This is a genomic window from Pseudonocardia sp. Cha107L01 (assembly GCF_052566575.1).
Genome location: NZ_CP199579.1, coordinates 7,800,617 through 7,821,902, shown reverse-complemented (window position 1 = coordinate 7,821,902; position 21,286 = coordinate 7,800,617). Strand labels below are relative to the sequence as shown.

The window sequence follows — 21,286 nt, the reverse complement described above, 5'->3', positions numbered from 1 at the left end:
GGCGACTGATTCGGCATCGCGCGGGCGCGCACCGTCTTCGACGGCGGCATTAGGTGGCCCGGTCAGTAATTCCCTGATCCGGATCACCCGCTTGCACATGATGCGAGCCCGGCAGCTGCTGCAGGGCCTGGGTCTGCACACGGGTCACGAGCTGCTGCTCATGCATCTGTGGGACCGGGGGCCGCAGCGGCAGGCCGACCTCGCGGTCGAGTTCGACACCGACTCGGCCTCGATGACCCGTACCGTGCAGCGCCTCGAACGGGCCGGCTTCGTCCGCCGCCGCCCGGACCCCCACGACCGGCGCGCCACCCTGGTCGACTCCACACCGGCCGGGACGGCCCTGCGCGACCGCATCGAACAGTTGTGGACCCAACTCGAGGCCGACACCGTCGGCGAGATGCCCGAACCCCAACGCCGAGAGCTGCTGCGCGGGCTCGAACACCTCGAGACGAACCTCTCGGCCGCCACCACCCGGTCGCCTGAACGCTAGGACGTGCCCGATCGAGTCCGGTGCTCCATCGTGCGGGTGGCGACTTCCGGCCGTCGCGCGGCATCGGGGGAGTAGTGGGCGGAGCCTGAAGGTGGCTCACCTTGTCACGCGGCAAGGTAGCCGCCATCCACCGCCAGCTCGGCGCCGGTGATGAAGCTGGCTTCGTCGCGGGCCAGGAACAGGACGGCGTACGCGAGCTCGGTCGGTTTGGCGCCGCGGCCGAGCGGCGTGGCCGCGATGACCCGAGCGTTGGCGTCCGGGGCGACACCTCGTGTCATGGGAGTGTCGACGAATCCCGGGTGCACCGAGTTGACGCGAACGCCATCACGCGCGTAGGTAACCGCCGCGTTCTTCGTCAGAGTGCGGACCGCTCCCTTTGCGGCATGGTAGGCGGCCAGGCCGGCGACCGCCGTGTTCCCCCAGATGGAGGAGATATTGACGATTGCTCCGCCGCCGGTCCGTTGCATGTGGGGGATCACTTCCCGCATCCCTAACAGGACGCCGGTCTGAGTCACGGCGATGACACGAGTCCAGTCCTCGAGAGAGACTTCCGTGACCGGCTGGAGTTGCTGCGCGAGCACCTGAGCATCAACCGCTGGCTGGTGCGCGGCGGGTCCTGGGGCTGCACCCTGGCGATGGCCTACGCGCTGAAACATCCCGACCGAGTGTCCGAGAGCGCGCTCTCGGCCATTTTACTCACCCGCCGCAGAGAGATCGACTGGCTCTACGGCGGGGTGTCCCGGTTCTTTCCTGAGGAGTACGAACGGTTCGTTGCCGGCGCAGACGAGGCGGCCAGCGTGGTCCCCGCCTATGCCCGGCTGCTGGGCGATCCGGACCTGGCGGTGCGGGAGCGGGCGGCGCTGGCCTGGGCCCGTTGGGAGGAGACCGTGTTGTCCCTTGAGCCCAACGCGAAACCCACCTCGTTCAGCACCCGCGCCGATGACGATCTGATCGAGTTCGTCCGGATCTGCTCGCACTACTACGCCAATTACGGCTGGCTTGCCGACGACGAGTTGATCGGCAACGTCGGTCGGCTGGCCGGCATCCCCGGTGCGCTCGTGCACGGCCGGCTTGACTTGAGCTGTCCGGTGGAAACCGCCTACGAGTTGGCGAGCGCTTGGCCGGGCGCTGAGTTGTTCGTTTGCGACGAATCGGGCCACCGCCCCAGCGAGGCCAAACGGGAATACTTACGCGCCACCCTGGCCCGGTTCGCGGACAAGACCATCAACTGAGTTGGGCCCAATTCCACTTCACCGAAGCGCCGCCGACACCCAGCAGCCCAGCGACGATTTGGGAAGTCTATGAATGAGTCGACCCTTTGTGTGTCGGAGGTTCGCCGAGCTACGGGGCAGTCGGGTGATCTGGCGTTCAGTCTCGAGCTGCTCGCGGAGCTGGTGGTTGTCCAGGGTGAGGCGCTGGAGCTGGGCGACGGCGAACTCGAGATGCTCGGCCAGTTCCCGCTTGTGCTCGCGGAGCCGGGCGTTGTCGTCGTTTAGCTGGTCATAGCTGGTGCGTGCGGGGCGGGAGCTGGAGGGCTGGCGATCGGAGGTTGGCGCGGCGAGTTCGGCCACGATGTGCGGGAACCGGCGGCGGAAGGTGGTGTTGGCCAGCCCGAGGTGGCGTGCCACTCCGGCTGGGGTTGGCCGCCCGCCGGTGGTGTCCGCAGCCTGGTGCATCTCGGTGACGGCTACGCGGACGTCGTGCTCGGTGGGCAGGTGGGTTCCTGTGGGCATGTGGTCCCCGGTCGAGGAAGCGGGCGATGTCGTCGCGGCGGGAGCTCAGTCGGTGACGCAGCAGCGGTGGTGCGTGAATAAAAAGATTGAACTAATGTCTGATTTTATTGCTGGACATTAGGCATGTCCCATGCCGACCTGACGACGACTTGGCACCCGCTACTCTGTGTGACGCAATGCAACGAGCAAGCTCACAGTCCCCCCTGGTTAGGGCCACAAAATGTGAAACGGAGTAGCCAACATTCGCCAGCAACGATCAGGTCACTAATTGGCGCTACCTGGCGCTTATGCCCTAATCTTGCGTATTGCCATCACCAGCTCCCCTACCGGCGTTGGGCCCGTGGCTTACGAGGCTCTGAACAGGAGAACCATTGTGCTAAAGAAGGCTGGAGTCGCGGTGGGCATTGCCACCGCCGCCCTGCTGGCGATCACTCCGCTCGCGTTCGCTGACGAGGACTCTCAACCCGCGCAGGTCGTTATCCCGGCGTCTCACGGCTCGGACTGGTTGCCCTCGCAGGTCGTCATCCCGGTGCCTTCCCCTTCATAGCCTTACCTTAGTCCAAGTGGCCAAGATCAACGGCACTCAAGATCAACGGCCATGGCCAAGGGGAGTGGTCGTTGATCTTGGCCGTGGCCACATCTCAGACGCGGTCATAGAGGCCGGTGCACATGTGGTGACAGGAGACCATCTGCGCGGCGACCAGGGCGGCGGTGTCTCGGTCGGGTGCGGCCACGACGATCCGGTGGTGGCTGTGCTGGGAGCCGTAGATCCGAGCCTCGGTGACGCCGGCCCGCAGCTGGTCATGGGTCGAGGCCGTGGCGTCGAACGTGTAGACGTGCATGACTTTCCATGATCCATGATCAGACGTACCTGCGGGCTGCCTCAGCCCAGGTGGACCAGCTTCAACGGTCCCCGGTCGGCCACTAGATCCACCCACGACCGAGCCTCGCCAGTCAGCTCATCCGTTTAGGGTATCCGCAGGTCAACGGGTGCTTGCTGGAGGTGTTAGCGCCTCGGTAGCACCTCAGACCGTGCTAGCGAGAGCAAGCGGCCAGCAAGCAGGCCATTTTCACCTATCTTTTCACTTACTCCGGAGTTGATCTCCGTTGACTGTGTTGGCTGGCGTTGGTTCCCGCAGGTCAGCGGGCCTTTCTGGTGTCCGAGGAGGGAGTTGTGCACTAACCACACGGCTCACGCTCCGTCACACGCGCTGATTAAGAGATCACTTGTGGTGCCACAGCGTTGTATCGCTCTGCGTTCAGGCCGGGAGAACGTCCGCCACGACGCGGCCGCCGGGGTCGACGAGGTCACCCGCGAGCTGCTGCGGCGCGGGCAGTTCGGGTCGGCACTGCTGTCGGAGCACGATGGCGCCACAGTGCGCTTCGTGGCGGCGGTCGTTGCCTCCCCCGCTGTGCCGGACACGGTGTTCGAGCCGGTCCGCGACCTATGCAGCGACCGGGAGATCGTCGAGATCCTGCAGGTCATCGGCTTCTGACTGGTCACTCGGCCGGTTGCTGACCGTGCTCGACATCGAGATCGCGGTCCCGGAAGGCACGGCGAACTTCGACGCCGTAGTAGGGCTCGGGCGGGTCCGTGCCCCGCCCGTGGCGGCCGAGATGGACGATGCTCTGCCGGGTACGGCGGATCGGTTGCCCACGACGATGACCAGCCCGGAGCTGTGACGATCGAGGACACCTACCGCCGGTACCGGGCCGCGGCGGACGCGCTGCACGAGCGTAGCGGGTGACTGGAACTCCGTTCGGCATCGAGGACTACCGCACGCTGGACTTCTTCGTGCTGACCGGTGAGCCGGCCGACGTCGACTACCACGAGGTCGACGCCGGCGGGGTGCCCCTGGCTCGACTGTCCCGGCCACGCGACGACGCCACTGGCGTCCACCACAGCAGGGTGACCGAGTGGCGCAGCGACGGCAACCGTGTTGCAGTGCTGCCATTCCGCTCGAGGCACACCGCGAACGCTAGTGAGGCGGCCATGGCAACGGCCTGAACGGTGTAAAGCGCGACCCGCCTCGAGTGAGAATCTTGCCTGCCACCTATCTGAGGCAATGCAGGTCACGGGGGGCACGGCTCATGGCCACTCGATCCTCGGGGCATGGCTCTGTCGATCGCGCTCGGTGGACGTTCCTTCGCGTCCGGGCAATGTTCGCGCGCACACGCCGGCTGATAATTCGATGTCGGCCGGAACATCGGAGTGCCGCCGCCACGGGCCCTAGCTTGAGACGTCCAATGAATTCCGGCATTCTCGGAGGCCGTTTCATGACTGATGCCAGCAAGCCGACCATTGTCCTCGTGCACGGCGCGTTCGCTGATGCGTCCGGTTGGTCGGCGGTTTACCGCGAGCTCGCCGCGCAGGGTTATCCGGTGTACGCTCCCTCGAACCTGCTTCGGGGCGTGGTCGGCGACAGCCAGTACATTCGCTCGTTCGTGTCGAGCATTGAGGGCCCGGTGGTCCTGGCCGGGCACTCCTACGGCGGCTGTGTGATCACCAACGCCAGCGCCGGGGTCCCGACGGTGAAGTCGCTTGTCTACGTCGCCGCCTTCGCGCCAGACGAGGGTGAGACGCTCTCGGATACATTCACGCTCGGGGGTGGCTCGACCGACCTGGCCAAGCACCTGATCACCCGCTCGTACCCCGGCGCCCCCGACGGAGACGTCGACGGGTACATCGACCCCGAGAACTTCCACGATCTGTTCTGCGCGGACGTCGCCCCTGACCTCGCACGGTTCATGGCCGCCGCGCAGCGTGGCTTCGCGCTGTCCTGCCTGAGCACGCCGTCCGGTGTCCCCGGCTGGCGGACCATTCCGAGCTGGTACGTGGTCGCGGGAAACGACGCCACGATCCCGCCCGAGGCCGAGCGGGCCATGGCAGCGCGAGCCGGGGCCGTCACCACCGAGGTCCCCAGCTCGCACGTCGCCATGATCAGCAGGCCAGGTGAGGTCACCGAACTCATCGTCGCCGCCGCGAACGCTTAGCGCTCACGTCTGCGGGTCGGGGAGCAGGATCGCGGCCTGCAGCGCGAGACTCAGCTCAGCGGCGGCCCGCGGGTCCGCCAGCGGGCGGCCGGTGCAGGACTCGAGCTTCCTCAGCCGCTGCCGCACAGTATTGGGGTGACAGTACATCTGCTGGGCGGCCGCTTCGGCCGACCCGCCGTTGTCGAGCCAGGCTGTCAGCGTCTCCAGCAGTACGGCCGACTGCTCGGCTGGTAGATCAAGCACAGTCCCGAGCACGGTCCGCGACACCCGCCGCATGGCGTCCGGCGCGCTTACGGCCGCTACCGCGAGAGGATGGTCGTCGAAGAAAGAAACACCCGGGCTGCCGGGACGCGCCGCGGCCACGGCGATCCGTGCCAGCCGCAGGGCCGTGGCCGTCTCGGTCAGCCGCTGGTACGGCGGGCTGACCCCGACGCGCCGCTGGGCGAGCCCGGACAACACGTCGCCCAGCTGTCGGCGGTCCGGCTCGCCCGGCAGTCGCACGACCCCGACATGCATTTCCGGCAGCAGCCGCCAGGCCGAGCCGATCCCACGGACGCGTAGACCTGTCTCCACATGCGGCAGCGCCTCAGACCCGATCTGCGGCGACTCCGCGGCGACGACCACGAACGGGCCCACACGGGGCAGCCGCAGCAGGTCGGCGATCTCCCAGACGGTCGCGTCCTCCAGAACACGCCCCTCGAGCAACGCCGCCACAAGCGCGGACCGCTCACGCTCGTCTCTCAAGGCCTGCGCCATCGCGGCCTCCCGGTAGGCCGAAGCCATCGCCTCCGCGAACATGTCGTGCACCGCCCAGATACCGGACGCGGCGTCGACCAGGACGTCACTGCTCACCGTCACGGTGCCGCGCGCCTGCTCGACCAGACGCGTCCAGATCAGACTGAACATGATCCGAAATGCGCTCATCACCGACGGCAGCGGGACACCCTGCACCGCCCGGAGGCGCCCCGTCCGCTGAGCGGCACTGATGTCAGCCTCGCGGTCATCCCTCATCGAGTGCAGCACGAACTCGGCGTTCGCCCGACACGACAGTCGCAGGTCCTCCGGCGACACGATGCTCTCGCCCGCGTAGAACGAGACACGCTCACGGATCTGCCCCGCGATATGGGCGCTGAACTCATCCAGAACCGTCAACAGCTGCCCAGCTAGATCAACCAGGCCAGGACCGGCCACCTTGCCCGGATCATTCCCGGTCACTCCCGCAGCGTAGCCGCCCGGGCCTCCGCGGTTGCTTGCAGGCGAGGATGCCCGCGCAAGCGCACAGTCCCGCAGCCCGGACGGTTCCTCGTGTGTGGAACGCGATCCGCGAGCGACCGGGGTGATGCAGCGGGTTATCACCCGGTCCAGATCGGCCATCGGCGGCGCGGCACCACCTGGAACCCGCGCCGCCCCCTCGTCGACCGCTGACCCGGGAGCCGGTGGTGTGCTCTCCGCTAGCGTGGTGGGGCAACGTATGTGCCCAAGTGGTCGCCTGCGTCCGCAGAGGTGCACCGAACGTGTTGGTGTGCCAATGCTCGGGCCGGAGGTGGCGCGGATGTCGGGCACAGTCGTCCCTCGCCGAGATGAAGACCTGCATGCCGTCGGAGCACGGCAGGGCCATCTCGGCGAGAGTCAAGACGCGGTAGGTGACGTGCCGTACAGGCAGCAGAGCAGCGACAGCGGCGCACTCGACGCCGCGCCCGTCCATTTCCTCGCGCCATGACCCGAACCGTGAGCGGTACCGGGGCCGAGAAACTGATGTTGGTCAGGCTGTGGCGGGGCCCCACGAGCCCTGCGTAGCGGGGCCTCATCGTAGTTACGAGCGCCGCACCGCTGATCAGAGCCGGTGTGGACGCCGTACGCAGCGCGACGCGACGCTGGTGATCGTTTAGGTCGCACAGACATGGCGCACGAACTCGGATTCCCGGTGTCGATCGACCTGCCCCCGCTCCACCGCATGGCCAACCTGACCGCCGGAGCATGCGTAGGTGAGGGGGTCAGCAATATCGAAGCCAGAGTTGGCGCCTTGGGCCGCCATCGGATTGTTTAACATCCACGGCGTGTCCTGGCGGTAGAGCGGCTTGCCCTTCCGCTATTTCACTGTCACCTGGATCCGTCGAGGTTTGGCTTCCTCGACCTTTGGGGCGCGCAGGCTGAGGACGCCCTCTCTCAGCTCCGCGGTGATTTTGTCGGTATCGACGTCGCTGGGCGACGTGAAACGGTAGTCGAATTGACCGATTTTGCGAGTCTGTCGGCGCAGGATGCCCTTACGCTCCCGGCGTTTGATCTCGCCGTGCACAAGGACCTCGTTCTGGGCCACGTCGACCGAGACGTCGCCCCTGTTCGCTTCCGGGGAGCTCCATCTCGACGAGGTAGGCGTCATTGGTCTCTTCTAGGTCGATCGCCGGTGACCAGGGCATCCACGGGTTCGAGCTCGCGCCGAGTTGTCCAGCCGAGTCCCGGAACATCCGACCCATCTCCGCATAGATGTCCTGGAGCTGGGGGAGCCGATCCCAACCTCGTTCTGTCGGCATCCGGTCTTCGCGCTTCACGGGCAGGGTCATTGCCCTGTTCCTTCCGATCGGTCCGAGCAGGTCGCCCCGCTATCCGTCGATAATGATCAGCTCCCGAGCCCAGGGCCGCCTCGGTCCAGCAAGTCCAACACCGGATTGCGATTCGACCTCCGGTACCAGTATGGGGCGGGACGCGTCGAGTCATCCGTGAGCGTGCGGGATATCGGGTGGTCAAATGTCTCGGTACTGAAGGAGTGCGACATTATCGGCTAGGTGGGAGACGCTCTGATCGCTGAGTGGGTCAGCCCGAACAGTTCGGGACCATCTCATGCTCGTGACATGCGCCAGGCGACAGACAGCAGAGTCCTTGCGTCGCGGGTGCGTCGCCTGGTCCCCCGGGCGTGAAGTCAGGGAGCCGATCCGGGCATGGTGGATGCAGGCGCATCCCGGCGACGGCTGAGAGCGTGGGTCCCATGCTTGCGCCGGGCTTATCCGGACCTTCGAGCGTCCCGTTGGTCCCCACGCGCTTCACTCGAGGCGCGCCGCGGCCTCCGTCCAAAGCACGCCAAAAGCAACGGCGTAATGAGTGAATTGTCTGGCCATCAACGTGCTTCCGACACACGACGAGACGGCGGCGATACCGACCGTCGGCCTCATCCTGAATCCGGCGGCGGGCCAGGGCACGCTGCAGGCTCATGTGCGTCAGGTCGCACACGCACGGCAGATCGACGTTCATGAGGTGTGTGCGGGTCGTGGGCCTGATGTCCTTGCGCGGGATGCGGTGGATGGAGGCGCGCAGATTCTGGCAGCGGCGGGGGGTGACGGGACGATGAGCGCGGTGGCGGCTGTCGCGGTCGATTTCGACGTTCCCCTGATTGTTGTGCCCTGTGGCACGCGCAACCACTTCGCCAAGGATTGCGGCGCTAACCTCATCGATCCAGCCCGTCAGCTCGCGGCCATCGCGGACGGGCACGAGGTCCGAGTCGATGTGGGAACGGTCAACGGGCGGGTGTTCCTGGACAATGTCTCGGTGGGTTTCTACGCAGCCATGGTTCGCGATCCCGAGTATCGCCACCGCCGTGTTCGTGTCGCGGCGCGGTATGTCCGGCGTGCCATGTTTCAGCGGGGCCGATGCGCGTCGCTGAGCACCGCGATTCCCGCCCGGGTGCTGGCCCCCGAACAGGTGCTGGTAGCGCTGGTGTCGAACAACGCCTATTCCCCGGGTATCGCGCCAGGTCCGGCACTCCGTCCCCGTCTAGATGAGGGCACGTTGTGGGTGTACCTGGTCGGTCTTCCCGGAGCGGACCGCCCATTCGCGGCGCGGCTGTTGCGCGGAACAGGCCGATTAGTCAGCGGTCGTGCATTGGTCGCTGCCTGGCCGACGGTGCACCAGACGATGACCACCGACACGCGGTCGATTCCTGCAGGGATCGATGGAGAGGCCGTTGAGCTCGAAAGCCCTCTCGCGTTCGATGTACGTCCCGGTGCATTGCGGCTGCTGCAGCCATCTCGGAATGACCTCGTTGATCGCCGACTCACCCTGCGCTGGTGAGGTCGGAAGGTTTCATTCACCATGTTGGCTCTGGTGGGCCGGTTCGCGGCCGACTAGGACGGACGACCTGGTGTGGGCGAGCATTGCGACGTTGGTCTCTGACGTTGACTCACACAGCCCGGACGTGTCCCTTCTCTTGGTCCGGTGGAGTCGATCGCTGTCGTGGACCCGTGGAGTGGCAGGGCCTCCGACGGACTCGAGCGGGCGTTCCGCCGATAGCTGCTCTCGGAAGAGCGCTGAGGCCGACGAACCTGGCTCCGAAAGGCCGAGGACCGACAAACCTCGTTCGGGCATGGTGGGCAGCGCGGCTAGTGGTCACGACGGACGACAGCCGTCAGAACAGCCACTGGAGAACAACCTGACTCATGCGAAACGCAGCCGACTGGATGGGTGGGATGAAGTGGTGGTGATTGCGATACCCCTGGGAGTCTTCACTGCGGCGTTGTTTATGGAGTGGGTCGAGGCATGGCTGGATCGGGCCCTTGCTTCCGTGCGGCCACGAATTAGTGACACGTACACGATGCGCTGACAGAAGGGCTCACAATGGTCCCGGATGAGGAAGTGTCCGGCGTCGTGCACTGGCTTCGCGATGCCGCTGAGGCAGTGCGACGCTTTGCTCGCCATGCAATGGCGGCGCCGCCGTGGTGGGGCGATTTCCCTCTCGCCACGTTACTTGATGCCCTCGCCCAGAGTGCCGAGAAGACCCTCGTCGCGGGCGGATCAACGACTGAGGAGCCGTACCGTTCCTCGCTCGTCTTGGCGAAGCGAATCATTGAGGTTGCGGAGATGTCGCAGCCGCCGCGTTGATCCCGCCCCTTGCCAAACGCTTCCGAATCTCGGCGAGGCGTACGCGCGTGACAGGGGAGGAGGAACCGATGTCGGATGAGGCTGACCAGCCACTGGTCCCGGTTTGGGGTTGGCGTATGTGGCTGGCGTTGATTTTCGGATTGCTGCTGCGCTGCACGGCGGGTTGCGGATCAGGGACGGGTGGCGCGCCCGGTTCGGCCCCGCGGTCCTCGAGCGCGGCCAATTCAGCCGCTCGAGCTCGGGTTCTTCCGCCTCGTCCTGCCAACCTGCCCTTGACCGGTGTCGAGCCGTGCGCGCTGTTGGTCGGTCCTCAGGTTAGTCAGCTGGGAGTGGGCGCCGGCACCCCCTACGGCAGCACCGAGGAAGGAGATGCGGAATGTGTGTGGAGCACCGCCTCGGCGGACCCCGCAGACACCTGGATCGCGCGCACTCTTGTCTCCGAAAGCGCGGCGACCGCGCTGAGCGATCCTCATGCGCAGACCGTTCAAGTCGCGGGGTTTCCCGCGGTGCAAACCAGCGACCCCACCGCCGATCCCAACCACGCCTGCGAGCTGTACATCGACGTGGCTGACGGACAGAGCCTGCTGGTCGCCTACGTCGGCGGACCCAATCCATCGAATGGAGTCCCCTCGACACGTCCCCTCGCCTGCCGAAAGGCTGCCCAAGCCGCTGAACTGATGATTCAGACACTCAAGACGCTGTCCCATTGACTCGGTACCTGCCCCGGTGCCGCGGGGGAGAGCCGATGTGCCGTGTCACGACAAGGGAGAACCTCCGGCGGCCCGGGCCGCTTCCATCAGACAGCGGCCCGGCCAGGATGCACGAAGGCTGGCTCTGTCCCGTGATGGCAGTATCGGCCTAGTGGATTTGGCAACCCCAGGCCGCTGCGTTGGACGCCGCTAGTCCCCAGAGTGGGGTGGGACGTCGGCCCGGGCCGACTGAGTCGCTTGGTTGCCACGTCGTTCCGGGTCGCGGTCTCTTCGGACGTTCGAATGGGGAGGAGCGACGCGATGGACGGCGCTGAGCCACTGCTGATCCTGTTGCTGGGTGCGCTAATCGTGGCGATCGATGGCCACCTGGTGTTCCGGGGCAGTGTCGGCTACCTGGGCGAGGTCTACCGGCCCGGGCGTGCCCGGCAGGTCGCCACGCTGGCCACTGTGCTATTTCACCTGGTCATGTTGGGCGCGGTTGCGCTCGTCGCTTCGGTCGGTCTTGATCCGAATGCGGGCATTCAGCCGCTGCTGGCTCGGATCGGTGTCCTGCTGCTGCTCACCGCGTTGGCGCACGGCGTCACGATGGCGGTTCTGTCCAGGCTTCGGGAGCAGCAGTTGAGCACGCTGATCGCGGAGACTCAGATCGCCGTCGAGAAACGACCGGTACTCGGTCACCCCGTCGAGCCGGACCCTGAGATTGTGCGCCGCTTGAACGGCCAACGGGATATGCCGCCGCCGGCCGAGGCACCGGCCAACGGGGCACCCGCCGACGACCCCGGGTTCTGAAGGCGTGGCCGGGCCCGAAGGCGTCGAGCAGGCTCCGTGTTTCCTCCGCATACATCCCACACACCGCACGCCCGGGGAGAGGCCCATGCGTGAACATCGCCATGCTGATTCCAGGCGTTCACTCACCGGGCTTGAACGGCACGTATCGGGACGCCGGGGAGGTCCAGTCGCATCAGTTGGCCATTGCATTGGGAAGCCTGGGCCATCGAGTGATCATTTACACCCGTCGATGCGGGCCGGAGGACGTCCAACGGCTCCGGACCGGCCTGGGGCCCGCGATATCGGCCCTGCCCGCCGGCCCGCCGGTCGCGTTGAACAATGTCGACGTCTGCCAGCATCTCGGCGAGTTTGCCGACATGCTGGCCGGCGCATGGCGCGGCGAGCCCCCCGACGTGCTTCACGCGCACGCCTGGGTGTACGGGCTGGCCGCGTTGCTGGCCGGCCGTCGGCATCGTGGTCTCCCGGTGGTGCAGACGTTCCACGGGCTCGGTGTCGATGGACCCTGGTCCAGGCCGACCGTGTCACTGGCGGGACACCGATGCGGGCACGTCGAGCGAACCATCGCGGGAAAGGCGGACGCCGTCATCGCGCACAGCGCGACGGACTTGTCCGACCTGGTCCGCCTCGGTGTGCCCAGGAGCCGAATTTCCGTGATCCCGTACGGGGTGGACGTGCAGCGGATGAGCCCCGACGGCAGTGCCCTGTTCCACTCGGTGCGGTACCGGCTCGTCGTGCTCGACCCGCTTGCCGTTCAGCACGGCGTCGACGACGTGGTGAGCGCGCTGAGCGCGCTGCCGGACACCGAACTGATCGTCACGGGCGGGCCGCCAGCCGCCGCGCTCGCCGGCGATGGGGACGCCCGGCGGATCCGGGATCTCGCCCATCGGGTTGGGGTCGCGGACCGGGTCACGCTGCTCGGCGGCATCCCATCCGACCAGGTGCCGCCCCTGCTGCGCAGCTCAGACGCGGTTGTGAGCGTGCCGTGGTCGCATAGCACGGGCAAACTTGCACTCGATGCCATGGGCTGCGGCCTCCCCGTTCTCTGCGCCGACGTCGGAGGCCTCGCGGACGCTGTCGTGGATGGGGTGACCGGGTTGCATGTCCCAGCGCGCCGACCCGATCAGCTGGCTCGCGTGGCACGCGTGCTGCTGCGCGAACCCTGTCGCCGAACCGGCCTGGGGCTGGCCGGCCGGGACCGTGTTCTGGCACGTTACGGGTGGCGTCGGGTTGCCACCGAGACGGTTCAGCTCTACGAGCGCCTGTTGCACTCGCCAGCAACGCTATGCGGGCGCACGGCGCACGGCGCACGGCGTGCGGCCTCGACCACTGCCGGTGGCCGCCGGCGACATTGAAAGGTACCCACGCCAGGTCGCCGACCTTGCGAGACTCCCCGTCGCGCCCCGTTTCCTCGACCTCCCAAGCGGGCCGACGCGGTGAGACATACCAACAGCTGATCTGGGAGGGCCTTCGCGCCGCACTGGACCGGATCCCGGGTGGCCGAGCTGGCCGCCGATCAGGCCTCAGCCATGGTTGCCACTGGGTGGGTTTGGCTGGAGGTGGCGCAGGAACCAATCCCGCACCAGGCGCGCCACCTGTTCCAACGTGCCGGGTTCTTCGAACAGGTGCGAGGCACCCGGAATGATCTCCAGACGGCTCGGCCCGCGCAGTTTCCGCATCGCCTGGCGGTTGAGTTCGATGACGACGGGGTCGCTTTTGTCCGACGATCAGCAAGGTGGGCTGGTGCACCTGGTGCAGGTGCGCGTCGGCCAGGTCGGGTCGTCCGCCGCGGGATACGACGGCTTGCACAGTGGCGGGCCGGTTCGCCGCGGCGATGAGCGCGGCCGCCGCGCCGGTACTGGCCCCGAACAGGCCGATACCTAGGCCGACGGTGGGCGCGGCGTAGGTCGCCCAGTCGGACAACCTGGTGACCGCGCGGCGAGCAGGTCGATGTCGAACCGCAGCGCCGCGGTCCGTAGGTCGAGCTGTTCCTCCCTCGGGGTGAGTAGGTCGGCCAGCACGGTGGCCAGGCCGGCGCGGTTGAGCTCCGCGGCGACGAAGCGGTTGCGTGGGCTGTGCCGGCCACTGCCGCTGCCGTGGGCGAACAGCACCGCCCCGCGCGGCGTCTCGGGCATCCCCAGGTCCGCTTCGAGTTCAACGCCGGCGAGGGGAATCCTCAGATTGTGGTTGGCCCGGTCTCCGCTGGCGGATAGATGCTGATGGCCAGGTCGCCCCGGCTGGTGCCACAGCTCCACCGGGTTGCTGACCGCCTCCGCGGCCCACCGCAATGGCCACCTCCGCCGCGCAGCCGAAGCGAAGCTCGACATCAGTCGCGGGGTTGATGCTCGAACCATCTGTGTGCAGCGCGTGGTCCTTACGCACGCCCTCCATCGTCGTGCAATCGAGTTTCCCTCTCGCCGCGGTCCGGAGGCAACGACGCCAATCGACCCGCCGGCGTGCCCCCGCGGCGGCCGCCCGGGCGCGCGACCTGTTGGAGGCAGTGACTTCTCTACGGTTGGAGCGCTGGCGACCGCACGCCGGCCGGGAACACCGAAGCCAGCTCGGCCAGCGCGGCGCGTTCGCGTTCGCTGACCGGGCCGGCGCGGTGGTCGAACACGCCGGCCTCCTGATGGGCCTCGGCGACCCGTCGCGCCAGGTCGAGCACGAACTCGCGGTATGCCTGCACCTCGGCCGCACTGGCCTTTCGTTCCAGCAGGGCGACAGCGTCACGCAGGCTCGTGGTGCTCGCCTCGGTGATCCGCTCGGCGTCGAGTTTGTCGGGCGAGTCGCCGAAGTGGGCGCGGTCGTAGAACGGCCCGTCGGCGATGATCTCATTGACGAGCCCGCCCTCGCCGGGGTTCGACCACCACCGCTCGTGCGCCGCGCCGTAGGCCTCGGCGATCGCCGCGACCTCGTCGAAGTTCCCGCCGTGGTCGGCCACGGCGACCCGCAGCCCGGCCAGCACCGGCGCGGCTCGCAGCAGTGTCCATTCTTCGGGTGTGAAGTCGGTCTTCGTGACGGCGTTGACGGTACCTGCGGCTGGCGCGGCCGGGAACACCGAAGCCAGCTCGGCCAGCGCGGCGCGTTCGCGTTCGCTGACCGGGCTGGCGCGGTGGTCGAACATTCCGGCCTCCTGGTGGGCCTCGGCGACCCGTCGCGCCAGGTCGAGCACGAACTCGCGGTATGCCTGCACCTCGGCCGCACTGGCCTTTCGTTCCAGCAGGGCGACGGCGTCACGCAGGCTCGTGGTGCTCGCCTCGGTGATCCGCTCGGCGTCGAGTTTGTCGGGCGAGTCGCCGAAGTGGGCGCGGTCGTAGAACGGCCCGTCGGCGATGATCTCCTCGACCACCCCGCCCCTGGGCGGTGTCGACCACAACCGCTCGTGCGCCTCGACGAAGGCCTGGGCGATCGCGGCGACCTCGTCGAAGTTCCCGCCGTGGTCGGCCACGGCGACCCGCAGCCCGGCCAGCACCGGCGCGGCTCGCAGCAGTGTCCATTCTTCGGGTGTGAAGTCGGTCTTGGTTGCCATGGCGCTGGCGGTACCCGCGCGGAGCGCCGGGAAACCGGTGACGCAAACACCTCACTCCGGTAGATGGCGGACCGCCCATTCGGCCACCCCCAGGAGGCGCTCGGACACTGCCATCGACATCCGGTGCGGCGTCACCGAGGTCGACGGAGCGCCCGGCCGCGTACGGGGTGGATCTATGGGTACCTGAGCTGGGCGGGAAGTTCGAGGCCCGCAACCCGTCGCACAAGATGTTGATGAGCGTGCTCGGCGGGATGAGCGAGTCCGAGCGCCAGCATGTACAGGCGCGGGTACGCGCCGCGATGGATGCCCAAGTCGTGACTGAGGGTCGGCATCAGGGCGGCCGGGCGCCGTACGGCTATGTCGTCGTGGACGCGGGGCCGCACCAGAATCCACGCAAGGCCGCGGAGGGCTATCGACTGCGAGTACTGGCGATCGAGGAGGCCTCGGCGGAGGTGGTGCGGCGGATCTTCGCCGAGTACCTTGACGGGCGGGGTGACCGGGCCATCGCCCACGGGCTCAACCGCGACGACGTCCCTGCCCGTCCGCGCGGCGGCCGGACCAGAACCGCCACCGGCTCGCTGACGGCTGGCAGGGCAGCACCGTGCGATGGATCTTGGACAACCCTCGATACACCGGGTACGCGATCTTCGGCCGGTACGTGAAGCACGAGATGCTGCTCGATCCCGATGATGTAGCGGCCGGGCATGTAGTCCGGTTCCGGCGGGCCAACGCGGAGCGGGTGGTGCGCTCGCGACAGCCGGCGCATCCAGCGATCGTGTCGGTCGAGGACTTTACCCAGGTGCAGCTACTCCGTCGGTCGTAGGCAGTCGGCGGTCTTGCCACTGCTCGGAAGTCGGACCGGGGTGGCCGAGTGACGGCGCGCGACTATGTGCTGCGTGGGCTGATGCGCTGCGGGATCTGTAGCCGCAAAATGCAGGGCTCCACGATCCGGAGCGGCACCTACTACCGTTGCACGGCGCGCACGCTCGCCCCCGGGGCGGCGGCGTTGGCGGCACCCTGTTCACGCGGGAGAACGTCGACCAGACGGTCGCGGCGCTGGTCGCATCGCAGGACGGTGCTGGCGGTCGCTCCAGCGCGAAAGAAGCGGTGAAGGCCCGACTCGCCAAGGCTGACGCGCGACTGCGCCGACTTCAGGCGGCCATCGAGGCGGGGGCTGATCCCGCTGCCCTGGTCGAGGGCATCAATGAGGCACAAGCCGAACGCGTCGCGGCACGAGCGGAGCTGGAGAACACATCTGCCCCGGAACTGCTCGCCGGTGCCGAGATCTACGCCATGGTCGATTCGCTCGGAGATGTAGGGGCGACGCTCGTGGACGCCAGGTCGGCAAGCCTCAGCCGCCTCTACCAGCAACTTCGGATTCAGCTCCGATACGAGCCCCACGAGCGGGCCGTAGATGTCACAGCCCAGCCCCGTGTAGGTAGTGCGCGTGTCCGAGGGGGGACTTGAACCCCCACGCCCGTTAATAGGGCACTAGCACCTCAAGCTAGCGCGTCTGCCATTCCGCCACTCGGACCGTGGTGGGAGCAGGATAGCTGACCCCCGCGGGGCACCCGTAACCCCACCACCGATGGTAGGAAGATCCGGTGACACCCAGCATCTCTGCCGAGGACGAGGCCGTCGAACTGGCCGCCGACCTGATCCGGATCGACACCACCAACACCGGGGATCCGGCGACCGTGGTCGGCGAGCGCGAGGCCGCCGAGTACGTGGCGGCCAAGTTGACCGAGGTCGGCTACGAGATCGAGATGGTGGAGTCCGGGGCCGCGCGGCGGGACAACGTGTTCGCCCGGCTGCCCGGTGCGGACCGGTCGCGGGGTGCGCTGCTGGTGCACGGCCACCTGGATGTGGTGCCGGCCGACCCGTCCGAGTGGTCGGTGCATCCGTTCTCCGGGGCGATCCAGGACGGCTGCCTGTGGGGGCGGGGCGCGGTCGACATGAAGGACATGGTCGGGATGACCCTGGCCGTCGCCCGCCGGTTCAAGCGCGACGGTGTCGTGCCGCCCCGCGACCTCGTGTTCGCCTTCCTGGCCGACGAGGAGGCCGGCGGCAAGTACGGCGCGGGCTGGCTCGTGGAGCACCGGCCGGACCTGTTCGCCGGCTGCACCGAGGCCGTCGGCGAGGTCGGCGGGTTCTCCCTCACACTGCCCGACCGCCAGGGCGACCCCACCCGGTTCTACCTGATCGAGGCCGCCGAGAAGGGCATGGCCTGGATGCGGCTGCGGGCCAGGGGCAAGGCCGGCCACGGTTCCTTCCTGCACGAGGACAACGCCGTCACCACCCTCGCCGAGGCTGTCGCCCGGCTCGGCAACCACCGCTTCCCGATCGTGCTCACCGACACCGTTCGCGAGCTGCTGGACACGATCTCCGAGGTCACCGGCTTGGAGTTCCCGCTCGACGACCTGGAAGGCTCGGTGCGCAAGCTCGGTCCGCTGTCCCGGATCGTCGGCGCAACCGTGCGGGACACCGCGAACCCGACCATGCTGAGCGCCGGCTACAAGGCGAACGTGATCCCGTCCACCGCCGAGGCCGTCGTGGACTGCCGGGTGTTGCCCGGGCGGGAGGCCGCGTTCGAGCGGGAGGTGGACGAGCTGCTGGGCCCGGACGTGACCCGCGAGTGGGTCACCCACCTGCCGGCCATGCAGACCAGCTTCGAAGGCGATCTCGTCGAGGCCATGGGCGCGGCGCTGCGCGCCGAGGACCCGGACGCGCGCGCGGTGCCCTACATGCTCTCGGGTGGCACCGACGGCAAGCACTTCGAGGAGAAGCTGGGCGTGCGCTGCTTCGGGTTCGCGCCGCTGCGGCTGCCGCCCGAGCTGGACTTCGCCTCGATGTTCCACGGTGTCGACGAGCGGGTGCCCGTCGAGTCGCTGCGGTTCGGTGCCCGCGTGCTGGACCGGTTCCTGCGCACCTGCTGACACCCGCGCCACCCTCATCGGCGGCAACGGAGCTGACCATGGACATTCAGACCGCGAGCAGTCGCGGGAAGGGGTTGCGGGATGGATCTCAAGGGTAGAGGCGCGCTGGTCACCGGCGGCGGGTCCGGGATCGGCGCCGCGGTGGTCCGGCGGCTGAGCGCGGCCGGCGCGCACGTGGCGATCATCGACCGGAACGAGGAGGCCGCCCGCCGGATCGCCGACGAGGTGGCTGGCCTTGCGCTGCCGGGCGACGTCTCCGACCCGGACATCATGCCGATGCTGACCTCGGTGGCCGAGGACCGTTTCGGCCGGCTGGACATCGTCTTCCTGAACGCCGGGCTGACCGCCGGCCAGTCCGGGGTCACCGACCTCGACGTCGCCAAGTACCGCCAGCTCGTCGGTGTGAACGTCGACCACGTCGTGTTCGGTACCTGCGCGGCCGTGCCGGCGCTGCGCCGGGCGGGCGGCGGCACGATCATCGCCACCGCGTCGCTGGCCGGGCTGTTGCCGATGGCTGGTGACGCGCTGTACACGATGACCAAGCACGCCGTGGTCGGCTACATGCGCGCGGTCGGCCAGTCGCTGGCCGAGGAGGGCATCCGGGCCTGCGCCGTCTGCCCCGGCTTCGTGGACACCCCGCTCATCGCCGACCACCGCGACCAGTTCGGCGACTTCCCGATGCTCGTGCCCGACGATGTGGCCGACGCTGTCGAGGGCATCCTGGACCGGGGCAACTCCGGCGAGGCGTGGTACGTCCAGCCCGGCCGCGAACCCGCCCCGTACGGCTTCCGCGGCGTCCCGGGCCCGGCCGGTGGCACCCCGCCGCCGTCGCTCAAGCTCAGCCACTGATGCGCGCCTGGCAGGTGGCCGAGCTCGGTGAACCGGCCGAGGTGCTCAAGTTCGTCGAGCTGCCGGTGCCGACCCCGGGGCCCGGCGAGGTGGTGGTCCGGGTGGCGGCGGTGGCCTGCAACTTCCCGGACATCCTGATCTGCCAGGGCCGCTACCAGGAGCGGCCGCCGCTGCCGTTCACCCCGGGCATGGAGCTCGCCGGCGAGGTGGTGGCGGTCGGGGAGGGCACGACGTCGACGGTGGGCGACCGGGTGATCGGCCAGACCGGGGCGCACGGCGGCGGTTACGCGGAGTACGCCACGGTGCCCCAGTCGCACACCTGGGCCTGGCCGGACGGGATGTCCGCCGGGCAGGCGGCCGGCATGTTCGTGACCTACCAGACCGGCTACTGCGCGCTGCACCAGCGGGGCCGGCTCCAGCCGGGTGAGACGCTGCTGGTGCACGCCGCCGCCGGTGGTGTGGGCAGTGCGGCGGTGCAGCTGGGCAAGGCCGCCGGTGCCACCGTGATCGCCAGCGCCGGTGGGCCGGAGAAGTGCGCGGTGGCCGGCGCGCAAGGTGCCGACCACGTGATCGACTACTCCGGTGAGGACCTGGTGGCCCGGGTGAAGGAGATCACCGGCGGCCGGGGCGCGGACGTGATCTACGACCCGGTGGGCGGGGACGTGTTCGACGCCTCCCGCAAGGTGGTCGCGTTCGAGGGCAGGATCCTGGTGATCGGGTTCGTGGCCGGCCGGTTCGCCGAGGCGCCGACCAACCACATCCTGGTCAAGAACTACGGCGTGATCGGCGTGCACTGGGGCTACTACCAGCGGATGGCGCCGGAGCTGATCCCGAGGTGGCAGGACGCGCTGGTGGAGCTGTGGGCCCAGCGCAAGATCAACCCGTTGGTCGGTGCCGAGCTGCCGCTCACCGAGGCGCCGGAGGCGCTGCGCAGGCTGGCCGGCCGGGGCACCGTGGGCAAGGTGGTTCTCGTCCCCTAGCGGGCTCCATGCCAGCGAGCGCCCGCCCGGGGTTACTCAGTCGGTCAGGTTGGGCAACATGTGCTTGGTGCGCCGCCGCCGCAGCCACACCCTGCGCTCGCCGCCGGGGTAGAGCCGCACCCGGGAGAGCTCCCAACCACCGAACTCGGCCTGAATCGCCAGCCGCACCGACGCCGTGACCCGAGATACATCGGGCGGCAGCCGGAGCGGCCGGTACTCCCATTCCCCGTCGACGCTGTCTCCTTCGATCGTGCCAGTGCTCGTCCGCTCCACCGGCCACCTCCACCCATGGTCCGCGAAACTTCCTCCACAGCCACCTCGATGTGGCGTGGTGGCCCCACCTTAGGGGCCGCTGTTCATGGTCGGTAGATGTCAACAGCTCGCCGGCTCAGGTTCATGTCACCTTCTCGGGTAGTCCTTCGAAGTGTGTGCCACCGAGTGGCCCAGCGCGGCGAGGGACGGGTCCCGGTGAGGCCGTCGCGCCTGGGCGATAGGTTGATCGCCGGGTGCGGATGGGCCGCGCCCGGACTCCGACTCGGGTGGTGGGTTGAACCTCTTTCAAGCCGTGGTTCTCGGAATCGTCGAGGGACTGACCGAGTTCCTGCCGGTCTCCTCCACCGGGCACCTGACCATCGCCGAGAAACTTCTCGGGCTGCGCACCGACGACCCCGCGGTCACCGCCTTCACCGCCGTCATCCAGGTGGGCGCGATCATCGCGGTGTTGGTGTACTTCGCCAAGGACCTGGCCCGGATCATCCGGGGCTGGCTGATCGGCCTGGTGCGCCCATCCGGCCGGGGCTCCGAGGAGTTCCGGTTCGGTTGGTTGATCATCCTGGGGTCGATCCCGATCGGCATCGTCGGGCTGGCGGCCAAGCACCTGATCGAGGGGCCGCTGCGCAGCCTGTGGGTGGTCGCCTTCTCGCTGATCCTGTGGAGCGCGGTGATGTGGTGGGCCGAGCGCAACCCGGCACAGAACAAGGGCGAGGCGGACCTCGGAGTCGTCGACGTGCTCGTCGTCGGCTTCGCGCAGTGTCTGGCGCTGTTCCCCGGGGTGTCCCGCTCCGGGGCGACGATCAGCGCGGGGCTGCTGCGCGGGGTCGAGCGGGTCACCGCCACCAAGCTCGCCTTCTACCTGGGCATTCCGGCGCTGGTCGGGGCCGGTGTGCTGGAGACGCCGAAGGCACTGGGGCAGGGCGTCGGGGCACTGCCGACGGCGGTGGGCACCGTGGTCAGCTTCATCGTCGCGTACGCCTCGGTGGCCTGGCTGCTGCGCTTCGTCTCGACCAACCGGATCACCGCGTTCGTGCCGTACCGCGTGGTGCTGGGGATCGCGATCATCATCACGCTGTCGGCCGGTTGGCTGACCGCGAGCTGAGGTCCCGCGCGGCGGGCCGGGGCTCCCCGGCCTAC

General features: G+C 68.3%; 27 protein-coding genes and 1 tRNA gene. 18 read left to right on the top strand and 10 right to left on the bottom strand.

Features of this window, described 5'->3' with window-relative positions; all coding sequences use genetic code 11:
• Positions 1-97 precede the first annotated feature (97 nt).
• The gene (locus ACTXG6_RS36975) at positions 98-490 is read left to right on the top strand and encodes a MarR family winged helix-turn-helix transcriptional regulator (RefSeq protein ID WP_445190202.1); all 393 of its coding nucleotides are present in this window, start codon (positions 98-100) and stop codon (positions 488-490) included.
• A 104-nt stretch (positions 491-594) separates the two neighbouring features.
• Here the strand turns inward: ACTXG6_RS36975 and ACTXG6_RS36970 are convergent, their stop codons facing one another.
• Entirely contained in the window at positions 595-1,071 is a 477-nt protein-coding gene (locus ACTXG6_RS36970) for an SDR family NAD(P)-dependent oxidoreductase (RefSeq protein WP_445183968.1), read from the bottom strand.
• Here ACTXG6_RS36970 and ACTXG6_RS36965 point away from each other — a divergent pair.
• Positions 1,057-1,722, top strand: a complete 666-nt coding sequence (locus tag ACTXG6_RS36965; protein ID WP_445183967.1) for an alpha/beta fold hydrolase — start codon at positions 1,057-1,059, stop codon at positions 1,720-1,722. The genes ACTXG6_RS36970 and ACTXG6_RS36965 overlap by 15 nt on opposite strands.
• An 18-nt stretch (positions 1,723-1,740) precedes the next feature.
• Here the strand turns inward: ACTXG6_RS36965 and ACTXG6_RS36960 are convergent, their stop codons facing one another.
• Both ACTXG6_RS36960 and ACTXG6_RS36955 read right to left on the bottom strand, forming a co-directional pair.
• Positions 1,741-2,223, bottom strand: coding sequence for a hypothetical protein (locus tag ACTXG6_RS36960; protein WP_445183966.1), 483 nt, complete (start codon positions 2,221-2,223; stop codon positions 1,741-1,743).
• A 641-nt stretch (positions 2,224-2,864) separates the two neighbouring features.
• A complete protein-coding gene (locus ACTXG6_RS36955) occupies positions 2,865-3,065 on the bottom strand; it encodes a hypothetical protein (RefSeq protein WP_445183965.1) in 201 nt (66 codons plus the stop codon).
• A gap of 387 nt (positions 3,066-3,452) precedes the next feature.
• Here ACTXG6_RS36955 and ACTXG6_RS36950 point away from each other — a divergent pair, with 387 nt between their 5' ends.
• The 4 genes from ACTXG6_RS36950 (at position 3,453) to ACTXG6_RS36935 (ending at position 5,217) form a co-directional block, all read left to right on the top strand.
• Complete coding sequence (locus tag ACTXG6_RS36950; protein ID WP_445183964.1) at positions 3,453-3,719, top strand: hypothetical protein; 267 nt, start codon at positions 3,453-3,455, stop codon at positions 3,717-3,719.
• A gap of 25 nt (positions 3,720-3,744) precedes the next feature.
• Complete coding sequence (locus tag ACTXG6_RS36945; RefSeq protein ID WP_445183963.1) at positions 3,745-3,906, top strand: hypothetical protein; 162 nt, start codon at positions 3,745-3,747, stop codon at positions 3,904-3,906.
• Between the two features lie 61 nt (positions 3,907-3,967).
• The gene (locus tag ACTXG6_RS36940) at positions 3,968-4,231 is read left to right on the top strand and encodes a hypothetical protein (protein WP_445183962.1); all 264 of its coding nucleotides are present in this window, start codon (positions 3,968-3,970) and stop codon (positions 4,229-4,231) included.
• Positions 4,232-4,500: 269 nt separating this feature from the next.
• On the top strand, positions 4,501-5,217 hold the full coding sequence (locus tag ACTXG6_RS36935) for an alpha/beta hydrolase (RefSeq protein WP_445183961.1): 717 nt from the start codon (positions 4,501-4,503) through the stop codon (positions 5,215-5,217).
• Between the two features lie 3 nt (positions 5,218-5,220).
• Here the strand turns inward: ACTXG6_RS36935 and ACTXG6_RS36930 are convergent, their stop codons facing one another.
• Both ACTXG6_RS36930 and ACTXG6_RS36925 read right to left on the bottom strand, forming a co-directional pair.
• Complete coding sequence (locus ACTXG6_RS36930; RefSeq protein WP_445183960.1) at positions 5,221-6,432, bottom strand: PucR family transcriptional regulator; 1,212 nt, start codon at positions 6,430-6,432, stop codon at positions 5,221-5,223.
• A gap of 874 nt (positions 6,433-7,306) precedes the next feature.
• Entirely contained in the window at positions 7,307-7,597 is a 291-nt protein-coding gene (locus ACTXG6_RS36925; RefSeq protein WP_445183959.1) for an Hsp20/alpha crystallin family protein, read from the bottom strand.
• A 716-nt stretch (positions 7,598-8,313) separates the two neighbouring features.
• Between ACTXG6_RS36925 and ACTXG6_RS36920 the strand changes: the two genes are divergently transcribed.
• The 6 genes from ACTXG6_RS36920 to ACTXG6_RS36895 all read left to right on the top strand — a co-directional run bounded on the left by ACTXG6_RS36920 (position 8,314) and on the right by ACTXG6_RS36895 (position 13,466).
• On the top strand, positions 8,314-9,279 hold the full coding sequence (locus ACTXG6_RS36920) for a diacylglycerol/lipid kinase family protein (RefSeq protein ID WP_445183958.1): 966 nt from the start codon (positions 8,314-8,316) through the stop codon (positions 9,277-9,279).
• A 543-nt stretch (positions 9,280-9,822) separates the two neighbouring features.
• Positions 9,823-10,086 carry a hypothetical protein gene (locus ACTXG6_RS36915; RefSeq protein ID WP_445183957.1) on the top strand — a complete coding sequence of 88 codons (264 nt, stop codon included), beginning with the start codon at positions 9,823-9,825 and terminating at the stop codon, positions 10,084-10,086.
• Positions 10,087-10,154: 68 nt separating this feature from the next.
• Positions 10,155-10,796, top strand: a complete 642-nt coding sequence (locus ACTXG6_RS36910) for a DUF3558 domain-containing protein (RefSeq protein WP_445183956.1) — start codon at positions 10,155-10,157, stop codon at positions 10,794-10,796.
• A gap of 300 nt (positions 10,797-11,096) precedes the next feature.
• Positions 11,097-11,585 carry a hypothetical protein gene (locus ACTXG6_RS36905; RefSeq protein ID WP_445183955.1) on the top strand — a complete coding sequence of 163 codons (489 nt, stop codon included), beginning with the start codon at positions 11,097-11,099 and terminating at the stop codon, positions 11,583-11,585.
• Positions 11,586-11,674: 89 nt separating this feature from the next.
• Positions 11,675-12,937 carry a glycosyltransferase gene (locus ACTXG6_RS36900; protein ID WP_445183954.1) on the top strand — a complete coding sequence of 421 codons (1,263 nt, stop codon included), beginning with the start codon at positions 11,675-11,677 and terminating at the stop codon, positions 12,935-12,937.
• 286 nt (positions 12,938-13,223) lie between these two features.
• A complete protein-coding gene (locus ACTXG6_RS36895; RefSeq protein ID WP_445183953.1) occupies positions 13,224-13,466 on the top strand; it encodes a hypothetical protein in 243 nt (80 codons plus the stop codon).
• Here the strand turns inward: ACTXG6_RS36895 and ACTXG6_RS36890 are convergent.
• Together ACTXG6_RS36890 and ACTXG6_RS36885 are read right to left on the bottom strand one after the other, a co-directional pair.
• Positions 13,463-13,717, bottom strand: coding sequence for a hypothetical protein (locus tag ACTXG6_RS36890; RefSeq protein WP_445183952.1), 255 nt, complete (start codon positions 13,715-13,717; stop codon positions 13,463-13,465). The genes ACTXG6_RS36895 and ACTXG6_RS36890 overlap by 4 nt on opposite strands.
• Before the next feature lie 374 nt (positions 13,718-14,091).
• Positions 14,092-15,111, bottom strand: coding sequence for a hypothetical protein (locus ACTXG6_RS36885; RefSeq protein WP_445183951.1), 1,020 nt, complete (start codon positions 15,109-15,111; stop codon positions 14,092-14,094).
• Positions 15,112-15,278: 167 nt separating this feature from the next.
• Between ACTXG6_RS36885 and ACTXG6_RS36880 the strand changes: the two genes are divergently transcribed.
• Together ACTXG6_RS36880 and ACTXG6_RS36875 are read left to right on the top strand one after the other, a co-directional pair.
• On the top strand, positions 15,279-15,773 hold the full coding sequence (locus ACTXG6_RS36880) for a recombinase family protein (protein WP_445183950.1): 495 nt from the start codon (positions 15,279-15,281) through the stop codon (positions 15,771-15,773).
• Entirely contained in the window at positions 15,713-15,934 is a 222-nt protein-coding gene (locus ACTXG6_RS36875) for a recombinase family protein (protein ID WP_445183949.1), read from the top strand. The genes ACTXG6_RS36880 and ACTXG6_RS36875 overlap by 61 nt, the downstream gene beginning before the upstream one ends.
• A 140-nt stretch (positions 15,935-16,074) precedes the next feature.
• Here ACTXG6_RS36875 and ACTXG6_RS36870 read toward each other — a convergent pair whose 3' ends face one another.
• Together ACTXG6_RS36870 and ACTXG6_RS36865 are read right to left on the bottom strand one after the other, a co-directional pair.
• Entirely contained in the window at positions 16,075-16,482 is a 408-nt protein-coding gene (locus tag ACTXG6_RS36870) for a hypothetical protein (protein ID WP_445183948.1), read from the bottom strand.
• A 77-nt stretch (positions 16,483-16,559) separates the two neighbouring features.
• A tRNA-Leu gene (locus tag ACTXG6_RS36865) sits at positions 16,560-16,645 on the bottom strand.
• A gap of 70 nt (positions 16,646-16,715) precedes the next feature.
• Between ACTXG6_RS36865 and ACTXG6_RS36860 the strand changes: the two genes are divergently transcribed.
• From ACTXG6_RS36860 to ACTXG6_RS36850, 3 genes are all read left to right on the top strand, one after another.
• Complete coding sequence (locus ACTXG6_RS36860; RefSeq protein ID WP_445183947.1) at positions 16,716-18,047, top strand: M20/M25/M40 family metallo-hydrolase; 1,332 nt, start codon at positions 16,716-16,718, stop codon at positions 18,045-18,047.
• Between the two features lie 81 nt (positions 18,048-18,128).
• On the top strand, positions 18,129-18,896 hold the full coding sequence (locus ACTXG6_RS36855; RefSeq protein ID WP_445183946.1) for an SDR family oxidoreductase: 768 nt from the start codon (positions 18,129-18,131) through the stop codon (positions 18,894-18,896).
• On the top strand, positions 18,896-19,876 hold the full coding sequence (locus tag ACTXG6_RS36850; RefSeq protein WP_445183945.1) for an NADPH:quinone oxidoreductase family protein: 981 nt from the start codon (positions 18,896-18,898) through the stop codon (positions 19,874-19,876). The genes ACTXG6_RS36855 and ACTXG6_RS36850 overlap by 1 nt, the downstream gene beginning before the upstream one ends.
• 36 nt (positions 19,877-19,912) lie before the next feature.
• On the opposite strand, the gene ACTXG6_RS36845 is transcribed toward ACTXG6_RS36850, so the two are convergent.
• Complete coding sequence (locus ACTXG6_RS36845; protein WP_445183944.1) at positions 19,913-20,149, bottom strand: DUF5703 family protein; 237 nt, start codon at positions 20,147-20,149, stop codon at positions 19,913-19,915.
• Positions 20,150-20,423: 274 nt separating this feature from the next.
• Here ACTXG6_RS36845 and ACTXG6_RS36840 point away from each other — a divergent pair, with 274 nt between their 5' ends.
• Complete coding sequence (locus tag ACTXG6_RS36840; protein WP_445183943.1) at positions 20,424-21,251, top strand: undecaprenyl-diphosphate phosphatase; 828 nt, start codon at positions 20,424-20,426, stop codon at positions 21,249-21,251.
• The last annotated feature ends 35 nt before the right edge of the window (positions 21,252-21,286 follow it).